The sequence below is a fragment of the Aquimarina sp. MAR_2010_214 genome (assembly GCF_002846555.1).
In the GTDB taxonomy this organism is placed as follows: domain Bacteria; phylum Bacteroidota; class Bacteroidia; order Flavobacteriales; family Flavobacteriaceae; genus Aquimarina.
Genome location: NZ_PJMS01000001.1, coordinates 4,791,746 through 4,810,674, shown reverse-complemented (window position 1 = coordinate 4,810,674; position 18,929 = coordinate 4,791,746). Strand labels below are relative to the sequence as shown.

Below are 18,929 nucleotides of genomic sequence, written 5' to 3'. Positions count from 1 at the left end.
CATGGTAGATATTCTATCTGACTATTAAAAAATAAGACATATAAATGCCAATGAATACAGAACAACACATCAATCAATTAAGGGAAGAACTAAGACAGCATAATTACAACTATTACGTACTGGATGCTGCTGTGATCAGTGATTATGAGTTTGATATGAAACTCAAAACACTACAGGAATTAGAAGAAAAACATCCCGAATATTATGATCCCAATTCTCCAACACTTAGGGTTGGCGGTGAGGTAACTAAGAATTTTGAAACGATAGTTCATGAATATCGAATGTATTCTTTGGATAATTCATATTCAAAAGAAGATCTATTGGATTGGGAAAAACGTATTAAAAAGTTGGTTGATGGAGAGGTGAATTATACCTGTGAACTTAAATATGATGGGGCATCGATAAGTCTTACTTATGAAAATGGAGTACTGGTAAAAGCAGTAACTAGAGGAGATGGTATTCAGGGAGATAATGTTACTCCAAATGTGAAAACTATTAATTCTGTACCACTAAAACTGAAAGATGGTTTTCCTCCAAAGTTTGATATACGAGGTGAGATTATTTTGCCACATGATGGTTTTGCAAAAATGAATGAGGAGAGAATAGCGATTGGCGAAGATCCCTATGCGAATCCTCGAAATACGGCCTCTGGTAGTTTGAAATTGCAAGATAGTAGCGAAACGGCTAAGCGACCACTAGATTGTTTGTTGTATAGTATTATTGGAAACAGATTAGGGATTGTTACTCAATTCGAGAGTTTAGAGAAGGCCAGAGAATGGGGGTTTAAAGTCCCGGTGGAATCCAAGCTGGTACATTCGATTGATGAGGTGTTGGATTTTGTAGCATACTGGGATGAGCATCGTCATAATTTGCCTTATGAAACAGATGGTGTGGTGATTAAAGTAAATGACCTTCAACAACAGGAAGAACTTGGTTTTACTGCTAAAGCTCCCAGATGGGCTATGGCATATAAATTTAAAGCTGAACAGGTTTTTACTACCCTTCATGAAATTACATATCAGGTAGGTAGAACAGGTGCAATTACTCCGGTAGCTAACCTTGAACCTGTATTGCTTGCAGGAACTACAGTAAAAAGAGCTTCTTTGCATAATGCTGATCAGATTGCGAAGCTAGATATACGTGTGGGAGATACCGTTTTTGTTGAAAAAGGAGGAGAGATTATACCAAAAATAGTAGCAGTTGATTTTCAAAAAAGAGACAATAATTCGCAACCAACAGTATATATAACTCAATGCCCAGAATGTCATACTGATCTTATTCGTAAAGAAGGAGAAGCTCAGCATTATTGCCCTAATTATCAAGGTTGTCCTCCTCAGATAATTGGTCGAATACAGCATTATATTTCTCGTAAAGCGATGGATATAGATGGGTTAGGAGGAGAAACTGTAGCGCTACTGGTTAATGAAAACCTGATCATAAACTATGCAGATCTTTATGAATTAAAAAAAGAACAGGTTATTCCTTTGGAGAGGATGGCAGAAAAAAGTGCAGAAAACCTTATTTCTGGAATAGAGAAATCTAAAGAAATTCCCTTTGAACGTGTTTTATTTGCATTAGGAATTCGATATGTGGGAGAAACCGTAGCAAAGAAACTTGCTAAGCATTATAAGTTTATTGATGCTATTATCGAAGCTTCAGAAGAAGAACTGGTAAATGTAGATGAGATAGGAATAAAGATAGCTCAAAGTGTAGTTGAGTTTTTTGCTTCCCAAGAAAATAGGAATTTGATTAGCAGGTTAAAACAATATGGTGTTCAGTTAGAAATTTCTGCAGAAAAACTGGCAAGTCAAACAGATACTTTGCAGGGGCAGACATTTGTGGTTTCTGGAGTTTTTGAAAAAGTATCACGGAATGAGCTTAAAAAATTGATTGAAGATAACGGAGGTAAAATCTCTAGTTCTATCTCTTCTAAAACCTCTTTTGTTGTAGCAGGTGCTAATATGGGGCCTAGTAAGTTGGAAAAAGCAAAAACATTAGAGATTCCTATTATTAGCGAAGACGAATTTCTTAGCAAAATAGCATGAAAATAAGAACTCTTATTAAAATGTTGTTGTTTATTACGGGTGGGCTTTGTGTGTTAAGTACTGCTATGAACTGGCCTGATCTAGAGCTTTATGTGAAGCCAGCTACCGTGCCTTTGTTTTTTATGTTGTATTGGTTTAATACCAAACGTGTAAATATTGTGTTTTTATTAGTTTTGCTACTTTGTTTTTTAGGAGATATATTTCTATTGACGGACTTGCAGAATAGTTTTGTGTATGTCTTATTAAGTTATGGTGCCTGTTATTTATTATTATTTTACTTTTTATATAAAAATCATAAACCTATAGATTATGATGGTACAGATATCGTTTATGTATCAGTTTTTTTTGTAGCATGGTCTCTTATTGTTTACCAAATTTATGACGCAATACATATAGGAATGGGGGGGATTAAATACTATGGATTAGTGTATATGCTGATATTGTATATCCTCTTTATAGGAGCCGTTTTTCATTATGTAAATGTTAGGTCAACCAAATCATTATGGTTTTTGATCGCAATATTAAATTTTGTTATTAGCGACTCTTGCTTTGCGTTAAACAGATTTTATGTTTCTTCAATCGAATTTGAAATTATTAATTCTATTTACCAATTGTTAGCTGTTTTTTTTCTGGTACAGTTCAAAATATCTAGCTCAACTTCTTTAAAATTAAATAAGTTGTAAGGGTGGGTTGAGGTTATTTTGAGTTACCTCAAAATTTAGTATCTTGTGTAAGGGAAAAATTATATGATTGTGTAACAAAGCATTCTATGAAGAATCGTATTGATGTTTTTAGGATGTAAATTAAAATTAATGAATGGAGTAAAATTACTAAAGCTTTTAATTTCTTTTTTAATTATTATACAAGTGTTAGTGTTTTAAAATGATGCTAGTTTGATTCTGTTGTATAAATAATCACACTTTTCTTTGTAATAAGAATTGTACGTGTTTTTATGCTATTGATGATATTGTAAAATTTCAGTTAGAAGTGTATATGGTCGCTTAGATACTGTTGTTTTGTTTCTTGTGTAATAATCGTAAGTCATTTATGTATAATAGCAGAGATGTTTTTCCTGGTGTTGGGTGAATTTCTATTTTACATTTATATTTTATGATTTACTTGGAGCTTAAAAACCCTATAGAAGAAATACAAGTATTAGGGATTTCACTATTTGTTATTAGTTTGTGTTTTACTAATTGTAAGAACGATGCATCATATAAAGCATACGATCAGAAAAATCATTATGTTTTTTTACCCGTGTTAAATTTTTACATTTAGTGACTTTATGTTCTTGGTTGATAATTTTATCCAAGATCTAAAGAGCTTAGTGTGCTTAAATTAGTACTATATATGAATCTTGTAATTTTTTGAAAAATCCTTGAAAAAAATAAATATAACATATTTACTTACCTATTTTGCTTTTTTGATCGTTATATGTGTAGCTATTTTTTTTGATAAATGGTTGTTGATATATGTTAAGCCAATTGTTCCTGTATCATTAATCCTTTTATATCAAAGATTCGCAAAAAAGACTAATTTTTTGTTTCCTTTAAGTATGCTTGTGATTGCAGTAACCGATGTTTTTGTGTATTTAGATTTTATGAAGTATTTTTCTGTTATTGCAATACTAATAGCTTCGTTCTATACCTTATGTTTACTTCTGTTAAAGGATTTCATATCAATACAAGAAATAAAATTGAATAAATTAATATCACCTCCAGCGATAGTTGGCGTACTTTTGATAGGGTATCTTATTTTTGCTATTACGGGGTTGGTTTTGCCAAAAATTATAAATTCTATAGAGTCAATAATATTGATAATACTAAGTCTTCTTTTGTTTGTTACAGTTTGTTTTTTTATTTATGTTGCTAATCGATATGAAAAATCAATTTATCTTTTTATAGCTTCGTGTTGTACATTATTTGTAGATGCGTTTCTTGCTATAAATGAATTGTATTATTATAGTAGATCGTTTACTACATTGATCAATATTGTGGAAATAGCAGGGATATACTTTTTTACTATTTTTTTAGTAGAAACAAAACTTGTTAAAAAGGAACGTTTAAAAGACAAATATTTATAGATTTAACAAAAATCATTAAGTTGTGTTAATTGTGAAGTTTTTGTTTTTTCTCGAAGTATACCAGATGATTTTAATTTGTAAAATGGCTACATTTGTGGCTTATTAATTTTTAATAAATGATTTTAAAAGGTCTTAAAAGAAATGCAATAAAGAAAAGTGTCGAAGCATATCTCGGAAAAAGAGAAGCTAGATCTCAAAACATTTCTAATTTAAAAACGCTTGCAGTTCTTATTGATGCAACTCAATCTATTAATATCGTTTCATTATTGAAACTTGCTAATGAATTAGGAGTAAAATCAGAAGAACTTAAAGTAATAGGTTATAAAGAAGATCAGAAAGAAATTATAGATGATAAGGATGCGGCGTATTACAATGATAAGAGTTTTGGAGTAAATGGTGCAATAAAAAGTAAGTCTTTACAAGATTTTGTAGATAAAGATTTTGATGTTTTGATCAATTTTTATGAAAAAAACTCTGTAGAGTTAAACTATGTTGCAGCAGCTTCTAAAGCTAAATTTAAAGTTGGTTTTGCAGCAGTAGATAATCGAATTAACGATTTGATTATTGGAGCAACAACCAATGATGCCAATCTTTTTATCTCAGAGCTTAAGAAATATTTAAAAATTTTACAGATTATATAGTATGAGTGACTTTCTAAGAGGAACAGGTATAGCATTAGCTACTCCTTTTAATAGAGATGGATCGATAGATTATGATGGTGTTACATCATTAGTTAATTATTGTATAGAGGGAAACGTAGAATATTTGGTTGTACTAGGAACCACTGCAGAATCAGTTGCACTCTCTAAAGAAGAAAAGAAGAGTTTAACAGAACATATAGTAAAGATAAATGATAAAAGACTCCCTTTGGTGATTGGAGCGGGAGGAAATAACACATCAGCCGTTCTTGATGAAATTAAAGAAATCAATTCGTCTGATTTTGATGCGATTCTTTCTGTTGTTCCCATGTATAATAAACCTAGTCAGGAAGGTATTTATAGACATTATAAAGCTATAAACGACATTGCCACTTTACCAGTTGTATTGTATAATGTTCCGTCTAGAACAGCGACTAATATGACAGCAGAAACAACTTTACGTCTTGCTCAATTAGATAAAATAATTGGGATAAAAGAAGCTGTAGGAGATTTTACTCAGGTCTTGCAGATTATTAAAGACAGGCCTTCAGGTTTTCTTGTGATTTCTGGTGATGATGTATTAGCATTACCAGCTGTGGTTGCAGGAGGAGATGGAGTAATAAGCGTAGTAGGTCAAGGATTTCCAAAGTCATTTTCAGAAATGATACGATTAGGGCTATCAGGAGAAACAAAAAAAGCATTCGAGAAACTGTATGCACTATTGCCAGCTATAGATTATGCTTTTGAAGAAGGGAATCCTGCGGGAATAAAAAATATCCTGAAAGTAAAAGGGATATGTGAAGATAATCTTCGTTTGCCATTAATACCTGTTTCAGAAGGTCTGGCAAAAAAAATAAAAGAATTTATTGAAGATTAATCGTTTTTAAAAATGAAGTAATGGCAAGAAAAATAAAAGACCCTGGTATAGGTAAATCCTCTAATAAACATGCTAAGCGATTTATTAATCCAGATGGATCTTTTAATATAAAACACATCAATAGGCCGAGTTCTTTATCTGAGAGCTATAATTATCTAATTAGTATTACCTGGACCAAATTCTTCTTATGGGTAGTATTGGGGTATACTCTGGTTAATTCGTTATTTGCCGTTATTTATACATTTTTGGGGATATCAAATATAACAGAACCTACAGGGGATCTTTTTAGAGATTTTCTTAATGCCTTCTTTTTTTCGGCTCAGACTATTACAACTGTGGGGTATGGAGCAATGGCGCCAAAAGGGCTTGTTTTTGGTATTATTTCTTCTTTTGAAGCACTCATAGGATTGTTAAGCTTTTCATTTATCACAGGGTTGTTATATGGTAGGTTTTCTAGACCAAGAGCAAATATTCGATTTAGCAACAGTATGATATTTAGAGAACATAATGGAGTAGATTGTATTATGTTTAGACTAATGAGTAGAAGTGCTAACGTGATGATTCGACCTAAAATTGAAGCTACACTCTCTTTGTCTCAGGAGAGTAAAGGTAAAAAGTATGTCAATAATTTTTATAATCTAAAACTAGAAAGAAATTCGATTACATATCTGCCTACGACATGGACTATTGTACATCCTATAGATGAATCGAGTCCGCTAAAAGAGTTTAGTAAAGAACAATTGCAAAAATTAAGTGGAGAAGTTTTAATATTAGCTAGCTATTATGATGAATCTTTTGCACAAGAAGTTCATCAGGTTCACTCTTATGTGTTAAAGAATTTAAAACAAGATCAAAATTTTATTCCGGCATTTTATTATGATGATGAAGGGTATACAGTTTTGGATCATAATAACCTGGATAAAACCTTACCACGTAGTTCTACTTAGTTTTGTGAAAAAAATAGAGTGTTAAATACCGTTTAATTCTGCAACATGCTTATAGTTTCTTAGTTATTAAAATGAGCTAAAATCAATAAAATGATAAAAATAGAAATGTTTATTAGCCAATTTTACCTGCTTAATTATAGAACAATAAAGAATGGCAGGCGAATAGATGAATTAAAGTTTTTCTAATACGGCAGAAATATATACTTTTGCCAGATGTTTTTTTAAGATATGAAGAGATTATTGTATTTACTTATTTGTGTATTATTTTTAGGATCTTGTAGTGAATACCAAAAAGTACTTAGAGGTGAAGATTTAGTTGCTAAATATAAAGCGGCAGAGGACCTGTATAAAGCAGGAAAGTATAAAAAGGCCTTGAAGCTTTTTGAACAGATTGTACCTCAATATAGAGGTAAGCCACAGGCAGAAAGAATAATGTTTTATTATGCTGATACATATTATCAGTTAGAAGATTATTATCTAGCAGGATATCAATTTGAAAGATTTGCTAAATCTTATCCCAAAAGTGAAAAAAGGGAAGAAGCATATTATAAAGGAGCTAAAAGCTATTATGACTTATCTCCAAGATATAGTTTAGATCAAGAAGATACAGATAAAGCACTCGAAAAACTTCAGTCTTATATTAATGCATATCCAGAAAGTGAGAATTTAAAAGAAGCAAATAAGTTAGTTACAGAGCTTAGAGATAAAAAAGAAAGGAAGGCATATGAAGTGGCTAAACAATATCATCATAGAGAGAATTATAAAGTAGCTATTTCAGCTTTTGATAACTACCTTATAGATCATCCTGGATCTCCTTATAGAGAAAAAGTACTATATTACAAATTGGAGTCAGAATACCTTTTGGCTATTGGTAGTTATGAAAGTTTGGTGAGAGAACGTTTAGAAACTGCTCAAGGATATTATAATAGTTATAAAAAATATTATAAGACAGAAGGGGAGTATTTGGAAAAAGCAGAAGAATTAGGAGAAGATATAAAGACAAGATTAGAAGAATATAAATAGAAAATAAAGTAGAAGATGGATTTGAAAAAAAGTAATGCGCCGGTAAACACAACTACTATTGATAAAAATCGTATCGATCAACCAACAGATAATATCTATGAGGCAATTTCGATAATATCAAAAAGAGCAACTCAAATCAATACCGATATCAAGAAAGAACTTCTTGAAAAATTGGATGAGTTTGCTACTTATAATGATAGTTTAGAAGAGATTTTTGAAAATAAAGAACAGATAGAAGTTTCTAAATTTTATGAAAGATTACCTAAGCCACATGCTTTAGCAGTACAAGAATGGTTAGAAGGTAAGATCTATCACAGAAATACAAAAGTAGACACAGAATCTCTATAAATTTATGTCTATAATAAGCGGTAAAAAGATTTTAATTGGTGTCACCGCTGGTATTGCTGCATATAAGACAGCAAGTTTAGTACGATTATTTATTAAATCGGGAGCAGAGGTGAAAGTTGTTATGACGCCCGCTGCAAAGGATTTTGTAACACCGCTTACATTGTCTACATTATCCAAAAATCCCGTACATTCTTCTTTTTTTGATGATGAAGATCAAAATGCAATATGGAATAATCATGTGGATTTTGGGTTATGGGCAGATTTTATGATCATAGCACCAGCTACAGCTAATACATTATCCAAAATGGCAACAGGTAATAGTGATAATTTACTATTAGCAACCTATTTATCTGCAAAATGTCCTGTTTATTTTGCTCCAGCAATGGATTTGGATATGTATAACCATCCTTCTACTCATCAAACATTTAAAAAATTAGAAGAATTTGGTAACATCATGATTCCCGCAGAATCAGGAGAATTGGCAAGTGGTTTGATCGGTCAGGGACGTATGGCAGAGCCTTTTGCTATTATTGAATTTGTAGAAAAAGATATTTTAGACAAACTACCGTTAAAAGGTAAACAAGTTCTGATTACTGCAGGTCCTACATATGAAGCCATTGATCCGGTAAGATTTATAGGTAATCACTCTAGTGGTAGAATGGGGATCGAACTTGCTAAAACAGCAGCTAATTTAGGAGCGCAGGTAACTCTTGTTTTAGGGCCTTCAGCTCTTAAAATTAATCATAATCTTATTCATGTGATCAATGTAATTAGCGCTAAAGATATGTATGAAGCTGTGGTCTCTGTATATAATGATTGTGATATTGCAATCGCATCTGCAGCAGTTGCAGATTATAGACCTAAGATCATATCAGATCAAAAAATAAAAAAGGCAGATACAGAGTTTTCTATTAAATTAGAGCGAACAAATGATATCCTTAAATGGATGGGAGCAGAGAAGAAAAACCAATTTCTAGTTGGATTTGCTTTAGAGACAGAAAATGAAGAAGAAAACGCCAAGAAAAAATTAAGAAATAAAAACTTGGATTTAATTGTTCTCAACTCTCTTAATGATAAAGGAGCTGGTTTTAAGGGACAAACGAATAAAGTAACATTAATTAATCATAAATTAGAGATTAAAGCGTTTGACTTAAAAACAAAGTCAGAAGTTGCACAAGATATATTTAATGAAATTAATACACTGAACAATGAATAGGTTGTTACTTGTTATCGTATTTATAGTTAACGTAGGAGTTAATGCTCAGGAATTTAATGCTACCGTAGCTGTTAATGCTGAGCAAACGGGTAATCCCAATTTACAAGTTTTTAAAACCTTAGAACGTTCATTAACCGAATTTATTAATAACTCAAAGTGGACTTCTGTAGACTACCGAACAGAAGAAAGAATTAATTGTAGCTTCTTTATTACTATAAGTAGTTATGATAATGATCTTTTTTCTGCTACTGTGCAAGTACAGGCATCTCGTCCGGTGTATGGATCTAGTTATAATACTACAATCTTTAATATAAATGATAAGCAGTTTAATTTTAATTACTTAGAATTTCAACCTTTAAATTATAACCCAAATAGTTTTGAATCGAATTTGATCTCTGTAGTTGCATTTTATTTGTACACCATTTTGGGTGTAGATGCAGATACTTTTGAGTTAAATAGTGGAACAAGCTATTATCAGGAGGCTAAAAATATTGTTAGTAATGCTCAGGGTGGTAATACACTTGGTTGGGCCAGAGAACAAAATCCTAATAGGTTTAGACTTAATGATGATCTTCTTTCTGGAACATATGAAGGGTATAGAAAAACGATGTATACCTATCATAGAGATGGGTTAGATGTTATGTATAATAATATAAAACAAGGGAAAGAAACGATTGCTGAATCTATGAAAGCCCTTGAAGAAATGCACAATACCAGACCTAATTCTTATATAATGAGAGTGTTTTTTGATGCCAAAGCAGATGAGATTTCAAGTGTTCTTTCCGGAGGACCTTCAGTTAACATTGCTGAAACCGTTGAAATTCTTAATAAAGTAGCACCTACATATTCGGAAAACTGGAAAACTATAAAGTTTTAAAAAGCACTTTATTTTGAAATAAGTATAATTAAAAATTTAAATACTATTTTTAATTATTGTAAATAGTATCTTTACTTTTTTAAAAACAACAAAAACTTTTCTATCCTTTGCTAAAAGGTCTTTCTATAAAAAACTTCGCCTTAATAGAAGAGCTACAAGTAGCTTTTGATTCTGGTTTAATAACGATTACAGGAGAAACTGGAGCGGGTAAATCTTTATTGCTTGGTGCTTTGGGACTGCTATTAGGAAAAAGAGCAGATCTTAGCAGTGTTAAAGATAACTCTCAAAAATGTGTCATAGAAGGAGTTTTTGATGTAAAGAAATACGGGCTTGCTTCTTTTTTTGAAGAAGCAGCACTGGATTATGAAGATCAAACTATAATCAGACGTGAGATTCTACCATCTGGTAAATCCAGAGCTTTTATTAATGATACTCCTGTCACTTTGCAGTCATTGGCATCTCTGGGAAGTAGATTAATAGATATTCATAGTCAACATCAGACATTAGAAGTAACTACAAATGATTTTCAGTTTGAGGTATTAGATGCATTGGCTGATGCAGATCGCGAAATAAAATCTTATAGACGGGGTCTTGAGCTCTTAAAAGAAAAAGAAAAAGAAGTAGGTGTTCTTATAACAGATCAGGAAAATTTCACAAAAGAATATGACTACAATGCTTTTCTTTTAAGTGAATTGGAAGAAGCAAAGCTTAAACCTGGTGAACTACAAGAGCTAGAAGAACAATACGATCAGCTTAATAATATAGAAGAAATTCAGGAACGATTATCAGGATCTGCTGCTATAATGTCTTCAGAAGAGGTTGGGGTGTCTGATCAATTAAATACAATTAAAAATAACCTCACGAAGATAGAATCGTATTCTGGACCTTTGCAAGAGCTTTCTAAAAGAATCCAAAGTGTTTATATAGAATTAGATGATATAAGCAGTTCATTGCTTGATGAATTAGAAAAGCTGGAGGCAGACCCTGTGCGACTAGAGCAAATTAGTCAACGTTTACAATTATTACATAATCTGCAAGTAAAACATGCCGTATCAGATATAAAAGAATTAATTGTAATAGCAGATGCGCTGCGAGAAAAAGTTTCTAAAACAGAATCTCTTTCCGAAGATATAGAGAGACTTAAAAAAGAAATAATTACTATTCAATCTCAATTAGATGAGGTTGCAGGAAAGATTCATAAGAAACGAAATAAAGCGCTTCCTTTACTGATAAAGGAGCTAGAAGAAATTCTTAAAGCGTTAGGGATGCCAAATGCTGCATTTCAAGCTTCTTTAGAGCTACAGAATAAGTATTTGTCTAATGGAAAAGAAGTACTAACATTTTTATTCTCTGCCAATAAAGGAGGAGCGTTTGGACAGCTTAAAAAAGTAGCTTCAGGAGGAGAACTATCAAGAATTATGATTGCTATTAAATCTATTCTATCAAGATATACGCAATTACCAACAATAATTTTTGATGAAATAGATACTGGTGTATCCGGTGAAGTTGCTCATAAAATGGCAGATTTAATGATGAATATGAGTAAAAACCTACAGGTTTTTAGCATTACACACTTGCCACAGATTGCTGCTAATGGCCAAAACCATTATAAAGTCTACAAAGAAGATATACAAAATACTACTATTACTCAGCTTAAATTGTTAAGCGAGGAAGAACGAATTAAGGAAATCGCCGAAATGATAGGTGGTAAAAATATTTCTGATTCGGCATTAACCCATGCAAAATCGTTATTAAATTCAGCCTTAAATTAGATAGGGAAAAGTTGTGAATCTACCATAAATAAGTAGATTGTTATACGCTTTGATCGAGTCTCTAAAAAACAAGCCTTAAAGTGCTAAAACTATGTATTTTATCGATTATTTGCAATATAAGACGTTTAAAGGGTGTTTTTTGTCGATTTTAACACTCTGGCCATAGTTTGTCTTCTTTTATTTTGTAGCTTGTATCGGTAGCCCCAAAACCTACGCCCCCAAATTATGAAATCACCTGTTAAAGTAATCTATATTGCTTGTATGGCAATGTTGTTATATTCGTGTTCTGCAGAAAATGTTGAAGAAGATTTAGGGTCTTCTAATAAAGAATTTATTGTCCCCGAAGTAAAATCAATTGAAATTGAAATTTTGGATCTTATAAACAACTATAGGATTTCCAAAGAATTAAATGCTCTTACACCTTTGGATGTTATAAAATCACAAGCATATAGGCATACCGATTATATGATTAAGCAAAATAACATATCTCACGATTATTTTTATGAGCGTAAATCATACCTTGTTACTAACGCAGGAGCGAGTAAAGTAGCCGAAAATGTAGGATATGGGTATTCCTCGGCAGAATCTATTGTTAATGCGTGGATAAAAAGTGATAGCCATAGAAGTACCATAGAAGGAGATTTTACGGCTTTTGATATTTCTATAGAACAAAATGAAGATGGAGTGATGTACTGCACTAATATTTTTATCAAAAAGTAGTACTTTTCTAATTACTTCAAGATGTGTGTTAATTATTTATAGTCATTGAGTATTAAAAAAGCTGAACGTCTGTTTTCATCGTGTTCTTTTTCGGTACAGGGAGGTTTGTTGTTTATGCCGCACTTGTTTAATAGTTGAGATTCTCCATACCCTTTTGCACTTGGAATCCTTTCTTTAGCAATTCCTCTGGATAAAATATAATCTCTGGTAGCATTAGCTCGTCTATAAGAAAGTTTCATGTTATATTTTGCACTTCCTCTATTATCTGTATGAGACTCAATCTTTATAATCATTTTAGGGTTTTCTCGCATTACATTAACAATATTCTCTAATTCATATGCTGCATCTGCACGAATATCATATTTGTCAAAATCAAAGAAAATAGGGTTAACTACAATTTCTTTCTTTATAATTAGTGGAGTTAGGTATAAATCTAATTTGACCTTGTTTCCATTAGTTGTAGTTGTTGAAAATTGTTTTGAATCAGGTCTGTAATTTGCTTTGGTAGCAAGGATAGAATATGTTTTTCTACATGATATTTCTTCAAAAACGTAGTTGCCGTTGTTATCTGATAGGGTGGTGCTGATAATTTTACCCGTTTCATCAATAATTTTGACAGTAACATCAGCAAGTGATTTTAAGGTAAGTTTATCGTATGTTATGCCGGTTAAAACTTGTTTACATTCATACTTGTCAAAAGCATATATGTCATCGCTTCCCTTACCTTCAGTTCTATTAGATGAGAAATATCCAGAATCACCATTTGAGTTTAATGAGAAAGCAAAATCATCATAACCACTATTATAAGGAGCTCCAAGGTTCTTAATCTCTATATCCTCATCAACCCTTTTTTTAAGTATGTTAGATTTGTAAATATCTAAAAAACCAAGGTTTATATGACTGTCTGATGAGAAATATAGTGTAGAGTCTTTTGCTACAAAAGGAAATACTTCTCGGCCTTCGGTATTAATTTTATCACCTAAGTTTTTTACAACTCCAAAAGAATCATCATCGTTAATAGCTACTTTATATATGTCTGATTGCCCATATCCTCCTTTTCTGTCTGATACAAAATATAAGGTTTTTTCATCTGGGCTTAACGTTGGATGTCCTGTAGAGAAAGTTTTATCATTAAATGGTAGTTCTTCAACGGCTGTCCATTGGTTACCTTTAAACTTAGCTCTATATAGTTTTAGATTAGAATTGCCTTCTTTGTCATAAGATGTTCTTTTTCTTTTATTAATATTGTTTCTGGTAAAAAAGAGTGTTTTTCCATCCTTAGTGATTGTTAATGTGCCTTCATGTTCATTCTTTAAATTTACTATGTCTGAAGAAATGGGAGCAATGTCATTTACTACAATGGTCGAATCAATTCGATCAATTGTAGATTGGTAGATATTTAAATAAGGCTCTCCATTCCATTTATAAATTTTCTTTTTGCCTTTAGTATTATCATCTGCTCGAGAAGATGAAAAATATAAATTTCCATTTTGTTCATACCCACCGAAATCTGAATATTTGCTATTGGAGTTTAAGTTGATTACCCGAACATGAATATCTTTTGGGGTAGATAATTCTTGAAATTTTTCAAGACTTATACTTTTAAATTTTTTAGTGTACTTACCGTTTTGTTGAAGCTTTTTAAACTTTTTAAGCCAGAGGTTAGCTTCATTGTATTTGCCCAAACTTCGTAAAGTTTGTATATACTTATAGATATATTGAGGGTGTATTTTATTGTACTTGTTAACTGCTTTGTTGTACCAAAAATATGCTTGTTTTGAGTTAGAATTGTTATAATAACAATCTCCAATTCTAGATAGGATGTGTTCGCTACTATCTTCTTTTTTTAATGCTTCTTTATATAGTTCTACGGCTTTTAAATATGCGAAATCTCTAAAATATTTATCTGCTACCTTTATTTTTTGAGCATGAATAAAGGTGCTAAACAGTAATGCTAAAATTAGAAATATTCTATTTTTCATGCGTATAATATTAAAAGTATCTTGGAGATCTAACGCGCTTTTCATTAAACAGTTCATACATCAGTAAAAATTCATGAGTACCACCTATATATGGTCTTATGTCTGAAATAAAATGCTCATAGGCATAGCCGATTCTAATTTGTTTTGTTACTTGAAAATCGGCTAAAGCTCCTATTGAAGCGGTGTATTCATTATATCTGTATGAGCCTCCGAGCCAAAATTTTTCATAGAATAGGAAATTCGCATTTAAATCAACAGAAACTGGGGCTCCATTTGTTGCTTTAAAAAGAGCTGATGGTTTTAATTTTGTGTTTGTAGTAAGATCAAATACATATCCTCCTGTTAAATAATAACTAACACGTTCTAGTGCTACATATTCTACCGTAGATGTTTCAGCGGTACGATTATTATCGGTGTTTAATATTCTTGGTGATGATAGCCCGAGATACCATTTGTCTGAGTGCAGATATAGCCCTGCACCAATATTAGGATTCCAACGGTTAGCGTAATTTCCAAAGAAAGGATCTTCTGTTACCTCAGGATCATTTAAAAATTCCTGATCTAAATTGTAATTAGTAGCTCCAGCCTTGAATCCAAAAGCTAATTTCGAATTATCTGTAATATTAATAGAATATGAGAAATCACCATAAATATATAGGTAGTTTTCAAACCCAGGAGTATCTCGTATTACAGATAATCCAACTCCTATTTTTTCGTTTCGTAATGGAGAATGAGCAGATAGTGTCTGGGTTTCAGGGCCACCTTGTATTCCTGTCCATTGACTTCTGTGCAAACCTACGATACTTAATGTCTCTCTACTGCCTGCATAAGCCGGATTTATGGATATGGTATTAAACATATATTGCGTAAACTGCGGTAACTGTTGTGTATATCCGATAGCGCTAATGCATAGTATTAATAATACTCCTATTTTGTTTTTTGCGATGCCCATTAATTATTTTTTATTTTGTGCCAATATATAATGGGGAGCTAAATGGTTTTAAACCACTATTGTTTATGGTCACAATACAATAATATGTACCACTAGGTACTTGATTTGCTGACCCTAAAGATGATTGATGTGCTGTGCCATTCCAATCATTTTGATAGTCACTTGATTTGTATATAATTGCCCCCCAACGATTAATAATTTTAACATCTACAACATAACCACAGTTTTCTACACCATTCACTGCAAAATATTCATTGTACGAATCTCCATTTGGTGTAATTACCTTTGAAATTTTGATAGTATCTTCCCCACAAGAGAATACTGCACATCTATTATGCACTTCTATTGTTGTTTCAAGATATATTGGACAAGCTAAGTTGTTTTCTGTGTAACTAAATACAATCTCTTCAGAGGTATCTTTGTCCAATAATTCGATGCTTAATGGATCAAAAAAATGATCATCAATTACAGATGTATTTCCAGATGTAACTTCCCAGATTCCACCAGTACTATAGTCGCCTTCTAGTAGGTCGAACAAATCAAAAATTTGTGATTCTATTTCATCCAGAGCACATAAGCTGGTGTCATTTGCGATTACAGAATTGTTTTCAAATGTTATTTTTGCTTGTAGTGTAGTTGTGTTATTACAATCATCTGTAATGTTATATTCTACTACCAAAACTCTATCTGTTATATTATCAAAGTCGTAATCCGAAGTTACTGATGCAGTTGTATTTACATTACAATTATCAGTTGCACAGGTTTCTAATTTGGTGATATTATCATCATTCCATTGACTGGCAATTTCTTCAATATTAGTTGTAGAGCATGCTAGGGTTAAATCGGGAATTGTACAGCTTGTTAGGTCTGGAGGAGTAGAATCATACAAAGTAAGAGTTGCTGTAAGAGTCGTTGTGTCTCCATTTTTATCTGTAATAGTGTATATGACCTCTATATTACCTCCTAAGCCACAGGAACTTACTAAATTATTAAAATCATAATTTGAAGTTATTTGACCAGTAAAATCTGTATTACAAGTGTCAGAAACACAGGATTCTAATTCTGCAATATTATCAGCATTCCAGATGTTGGCTATAGTTTCATTATTTGTTCCATTGCATTCGATGCTTTCATTTGTTACATTGCAATTAGTTGTGTTAGGAGGTGTGGTAGTTGATATGGTAATGTATACAGTGGCTTGATCACAAGCAGTAATTGGAGAGCTATTGTCGCATACCGTATAAATAAAGCTATCTGTACCCGTGTACCCAGAATTAGGAGTGTATGTAAAGGAACCATTAGTGTTAAGGGTAAGAATTCCGTTATCTACATCATCTACCGGAATTATATTTATGGTTTGAGTATCTCCTTCTGGATCAAAATCGTTATCCAGCACATTTCCTAGAATATTTTCGCATTCGGTAAAATACGCATCATCATTAGCAAAAGTACTATTGCTCTGATTTTTTATAACCGTAATTATAACAATAGTAGTGTCGCATAAGGAAGGATTCCCATTATCACATATGGTATATTCGAAAGTGTCATCACCAGTAAAACCGGTAGGAGGGATATAACTATATGCTCCAGTGTTGGAATCTATAGCTACGCTAACTCCTTCTGTTGTGGTTACTGTAGTTGTTGTTACTGTAATAGGGTCTCCATCGGGATCGAAATCATTAACCAATACATTACTGTTTACAGGAGTATTTATTTCGGTAAACGCAGTATCTGGATTTGCAATAGGTGCCTCGTTTTTAGGATCTCGGATAGGAAGCACTTCGATGTATACAGTAGCCGTGTCACAAGCAACCGGGTTGCCGTTATCACAAATAGTGTATTCGAAAGTGTCTTCTCCTGTAAACCCAGTAGGAGGGGTGTATGTATAGATTCCAGTATTAGGTTCTATATCAACAATAACCCCTTCTGAGGTAGTTACGGTAGTTGTCGTTACTGTTTGTGTATCTCCTTCTAGGTCTTCATCATTGGTTAATACATTGCCAGAAACGGGAGTGTTAATAAAGGTGTTATTGATATCTGTTACTGCATCGGTACAATTAAATAAAATTGCTGTACAAACTATAGAGGTGCAGCAATTAGCATCACGTATCTTTATCGTATAATTTCCTTGCGCAAGATCTAGAAATGTTTCACTAGTTTGATAATTAGCTCCATTATCGATAGAATATGAATAAGGTGGTGTTCCTCCAGATCCTTCTATAGTAATCTGACCTAAACCGTTACAGCTAATATGGGTTCGTTTGGCGATAGAAACAGCTACAGCTTCATTAGGTTCGGTTATTGTAGCTGAGCTTGTGGTAGTACAATTTGTAGCATCAGTAATTGTTACCGAGTATGTTCCGGCTATTACATTCTTCAAGTCTTCATCAGGAGAACCATTGCTCCAGGCAAAAGTAAATGGAGGAGTTCCATTCTCAACTGTTAAGTCAATGGATCCTTTGGCATCACCAGTGCAAGATACATTGGTTACCTTATTTGTAGTTTTGATATCACAAGTATTAAGACATTTAATGACAATACTTTGTGTAGCTTGATTTCCATCAGTATCAGTTACTGTAACACTGTGTGTGCGATTGGTAAGAAGATTTGCTGTTGCAGTGGTTTGATTATTAGCAGAAGCACTCCATTGGTATGTATAGCCTGGTTTTCCGCCAGATGCGACAGCTTTAGCCTTGCCATCACAACATATCCCAGTAGTTGTAGCATCCTGTATTTTGATTATGGAAAGACTTAATCGATTTGCATACTCAATATTGGTTGTAGTGTCTTTTAGAATCAAAGAAGGGTGCTTGTTTTTATGAGAAAAATACCCATAAACACAAGTTGATGAGAATAGTAGTGCAAAAAGATAAATAAGAGTGATGATCCTCTTATATAAGAGAGTTAACGTAATAATTTTCATGCCCCGTTTTATTAATGTATTCTAAGAAAAAGCCCCTGTTTTTTTAGTGTTTTAAAATTCAAAAAATAAAAACATCTGACAATGATGATAATTAGTTGGGTAATTTTTTTTCATAATATGACATTTTTAATGATGGTTAATTTTATTATATAAAGAATTATTTCAATACATAAATTGAATGTTTCTTACTAAGAATCAATCACCTGGATTAATAAGAACAAAGTCTTTTTAGAAACAGGTACACCATTCTTTTTATAGAAATAATTCTATAATTATTTCAAATACTCTATGGGGGGATGAAATAGTATATTTTTCCTAAGAAAATAATATGCTATGGGGGAGGTTTATTTTGTATATAATCTTACATCACAAATCAAACTGATATTTTGAAAATAATACTCAATAAAAGATTTAAATATCAAATATACAGTATATGCTGATAAAAATCAATTTATTGTGAGTTAATTTCATTTAGTTTTAAAAATTGATTTTGCTCAAGATCTAATTTACTTACATAATATCAAGG

The 18,929-nt window shown here is 32.2% G+C and carries 15 protein-coding genes; 12 read left to right on the top strand and 3 right to left on the bottom strand.

What is annotated here, in order from left to right:
- The first annotated feature begins 50 nt into the window (after positions 1-50).
- From ligA to ATE84_RS20435, 12 genes are all read left to right on the top strand, one after another.
- On the top strand, positions 51-2,045 hold the full coding sequence (ligA, locus tag ATE84_RS20490) for an NAD-dependent DNA ligase LigA (RefSeq protein ID WP_101451131.1): 1,995 nt from the start codon (positions 51-53) through the stop codon (positions 2,043-2,045).
- Entirely contained in the window at positions 2,042-2,728 is a 687-nt protein-coding gene (locus ATE84_RS20485; RefSeq protein WP_101449742.1) for a lysoplasmalogenase family protein, read from the top strand. Before ligA ends, ATE84_RS20485 begins: the two co-directional genes overlap by 4 nt.
- A gap of 695 nt (positions 2,729-3,423) precedes the next feature.
- The gene (locus ATE84_RS20480; protein WP_101449741.1) at positions 3,424-4,128 is read left to right on the top strand and encodes a hypothetical protein; all 705 of its coding nucleotides are present in this window, start codon (positions 3,424-3,426) and stop codon (positions 4,126-4,128) included.
- Between the two features lie 116 nt (positions 4,129-4,244).
- Positions 4,245-4,769 (top strand): hypothetical protein, encoded by a 525-nt coding sequence (locus tag ATE84_RS20475; RefSeq protein ID WP_233195858.1) that lies wholly within the window; start codon positions 4,245-4,247, stop codon positions 4,767-4,769.
- Position 4,770: 1 nt separating this feature from the next.
- Entirely contained in the window at positions 4,771-5,643 is an 873-nt protein-coding gene (dapA, locus tag ATE84_RS20470) for a 4-hydroxy-tetrahydrodipicolinate synthase (RefSeq protein WP_101449740.1), read from the top strand.
- A 20-nt stretch (positions 5,644-5,663) separates the two neighbouring features.
- Positions 5,664-6,590 (top strand): ion channel, encoded by a 927-nt coding sequence (locus ATE84_RS20465; RefSeq protein WP_101449739.1) that lies wholly within the window; start codon positions 5,664-5,666, stop codon positions 6,588-6,590.
- Between the two features lie 228 nt (positions 6,591-6,818).
- Positions 6,819-7,613: an outer membrane protein assembly factor BamD gene (locus ATE84_RS20460; protein ID WP_101449738.1), complete on the top strand. Its 795-nt coding sequence runs from the start codon at positions 6,819-6,821 to the stop codon at positions 7,611-7,613.
- 15 nt (positions 7,614-7,628) lie between these two features.
- Complete coding sequence (locus ATE84_RS20455; RefSeq protein WP_101449737.1) at positions 7,629-7,961, top strand: DNA-directed RNA polymerase subunit omega; 333 nt, start codon at positions 7,629-7,631, stop codon at positions 7,959-7,961.
- A gap of 4 nt (positions 7,962-7,965) precedes the next feature.
- A complete protein-coding gene (gene coaBC / locus ATE84_RS20450; RefSeq protein ID WP_101449736.1) occupies positions 7,966-9,177 on the top strand; it encodes a bifunctional phosphopantothenoylcysteine decarboxylase/phosphopantothenate--cysteine ligase CoaBC in 1,212 nt (403 codons plus the stop codon).
- Positions 9,170-10,054, top strand: a complete 885-nt coding sequence (locus ATE84_RS20445; protein ID WP_101449735.1) for a DUF4835 family protein — start codon at positions 9,170-9,172, stop codon at positions 10,052-10,054. The genes coaBC and ATE84_RS20445 overlap by 8 nt, the downstream gene beginning before the upstream one ends.
- 107 nt (positions 10,055-10,161) lie before the next feature.
- On the top strand, positions 10,162-11,826 hold the full coding sequence (gene recN / locus ATE84_RS20440; RefSeq protein ID WP_101449734.1) for a DNA repair protein RecN: 1,665 nt from the start codon (positions 10,162-10,164) through the stop codon (positions 11,824-11,826).
- A gap of 225 nt (positions 11,827-12,051) precedes the next feature.
- Positions 12,052-12,546 (top strand): CAP domain-containing protein, encoded by a 495-nt coding sequence (locus ATE84_RS20435; protein ID WP_101449733.1) that lies wholly within the window; start codon positions 12,052-12,054, stop codon positions 12,544-12,546.
- Between the two features lie 32 nt (positions 12,547-12,578).
- Here ATE84_RS20435 and ATE84_RS20430 read toward each other — a convergent pair whose 3' ends face one another.
- The 3 genes from ATE84_RS20430 to ATE84_RS20420 are packed head-to-tail and all read right to left on the bottom strand — an operon-like array spanning position 12,579 to position 18,403.
- Positions 12,579-14,528: an OmpA family protein gene (locus ATE84_RS20430; protein ID WP_101449732.1), complete on the bottom strand. Its 1,950-nt coding sequence runs from the start codon at positions 14,526-14,528 to the stop codon at positions 12,579-12,581.
- Between the two features lie 10 nt (positions 14,529-14,538).
- Positions 14,539-15,480: a type IX secretion system membrane protein PorP/SprF gene (locus tag ATE84_RS20425; RefSeq protein WP_101449731.1), complete on the bottom strand. Its 942-nt coding sequence runs from the start codon at positions 15,478-15,480 to the stop codon at positions 14,539-14,541.
- Between the two features lie 10 nt (positions 15,481-15,490).
- Entirely contained in the window at positions 15,491-18,403 is a 2,913-nt protein-coding gene (locus ATE84_RS20420; RefSeq protein ID WP_101449730.1) for an Ig-like domain-containing protein, read from the bottom strand.
- Positions 18,404-18,929 lie beyond the last annotated feature (526 nt).

What these genes read in the sequence shown, in the direction of transcription:
- ATE84_RS20425 (WP_101449731.1), bottom strand. Translation starts at nt 15,480, where the DNA reads ATGGGCATCGCAAAAAACAAAATAGGAGTATTATTAATACTATGCATT.
- ATE84_RS20430 (WP_101449732.1), bottom strand. Translation starts at nt 14,528, where the DNA reads ATGAAAAATAGAATATTTCTAATTTTAGCATTACTGTTTAGCACCTTT.
- coaBC (WP_101449736.1), top strand. Translation starts at nt 7,966, where the DNA reads ATGTCTATAATAAGCGGTAAAAAGATTTTAATTGGTGTCACCGCTGGT.
- ATE84_RS20465 (WP_101449739.1), top strand. Translation starts at nt 5,664, where the DNA reads ATGGCAAGAAAAATAAAAGACCCTGGTATAGGTAAATCCTCTAATAAA.
- ATE84_RS20475 (WP_233195858.1), top strand. Translation starts at nt 4,245, where the DNA reads ATGATTTTAAAAGGTCTTAAAAGAAATGCAATAAAGAAAAGTGTCGAA.
- ATE84_RS20455 (WP_101449737.1), top strand. Translation starts at nt 7,629, where the DNA reads ATGGATTTGAAAAAAAGTAATGCGCCGGTAAACACAACTACTATTGAT.
- dapA (WP_101449740.1), top strand. Translation starts at nt 4,771, where the DNA reads ATGAGTGACTTTCTAAGAGGAACAGGTATAGCATTAGCTACTCCTTTT.
- ATE84_RS20445 (WP_101449735.1), top strand. Translation starts at nt 9,170, where the DNA reads ATGAATAGGTTGTTACTTGTTATCGTATTTATAGTTAACGTAGGAGTT.
- ATE84_RS20420 (WP_101449730.1), bottom strand. Translation starts at nt 18,403, where the DNA reads ATGAAAATTATTACGTTAACTCTCTTATATAAGAGGATCATCACTCTT.
- ligA (WP_101451131.1), top strand. Translation starts at nt 51, where the DNA reads ATGAATACAGAACAACACATCAATCAATTAAGGGAAGAACTAAGACAG.
- ATE84_RS20485 (WP_101449742.1), top strand. Translation starts at nt 2,042, where the DNA reads ATGAAAATAAGAACTCTTATTAAAATGTTGTTGTTTATTACGGGTGGG.
- ATE84_RS20460 (WP_101449738.1), top strand. Translation starts at nt 6,819, where the DNA reads ATGAAGAGATTATTGTATTTACTTATTTGTGTATTATTTTTAGGATCT.
- ATE84_RS20435 (WP_101449733.1), top strand. Translation starts at nt 12,052, where the DNA reads ATGAAATCACCTGTTAAAGTAATCTATATTGCTTGTATGGCAATGTTG.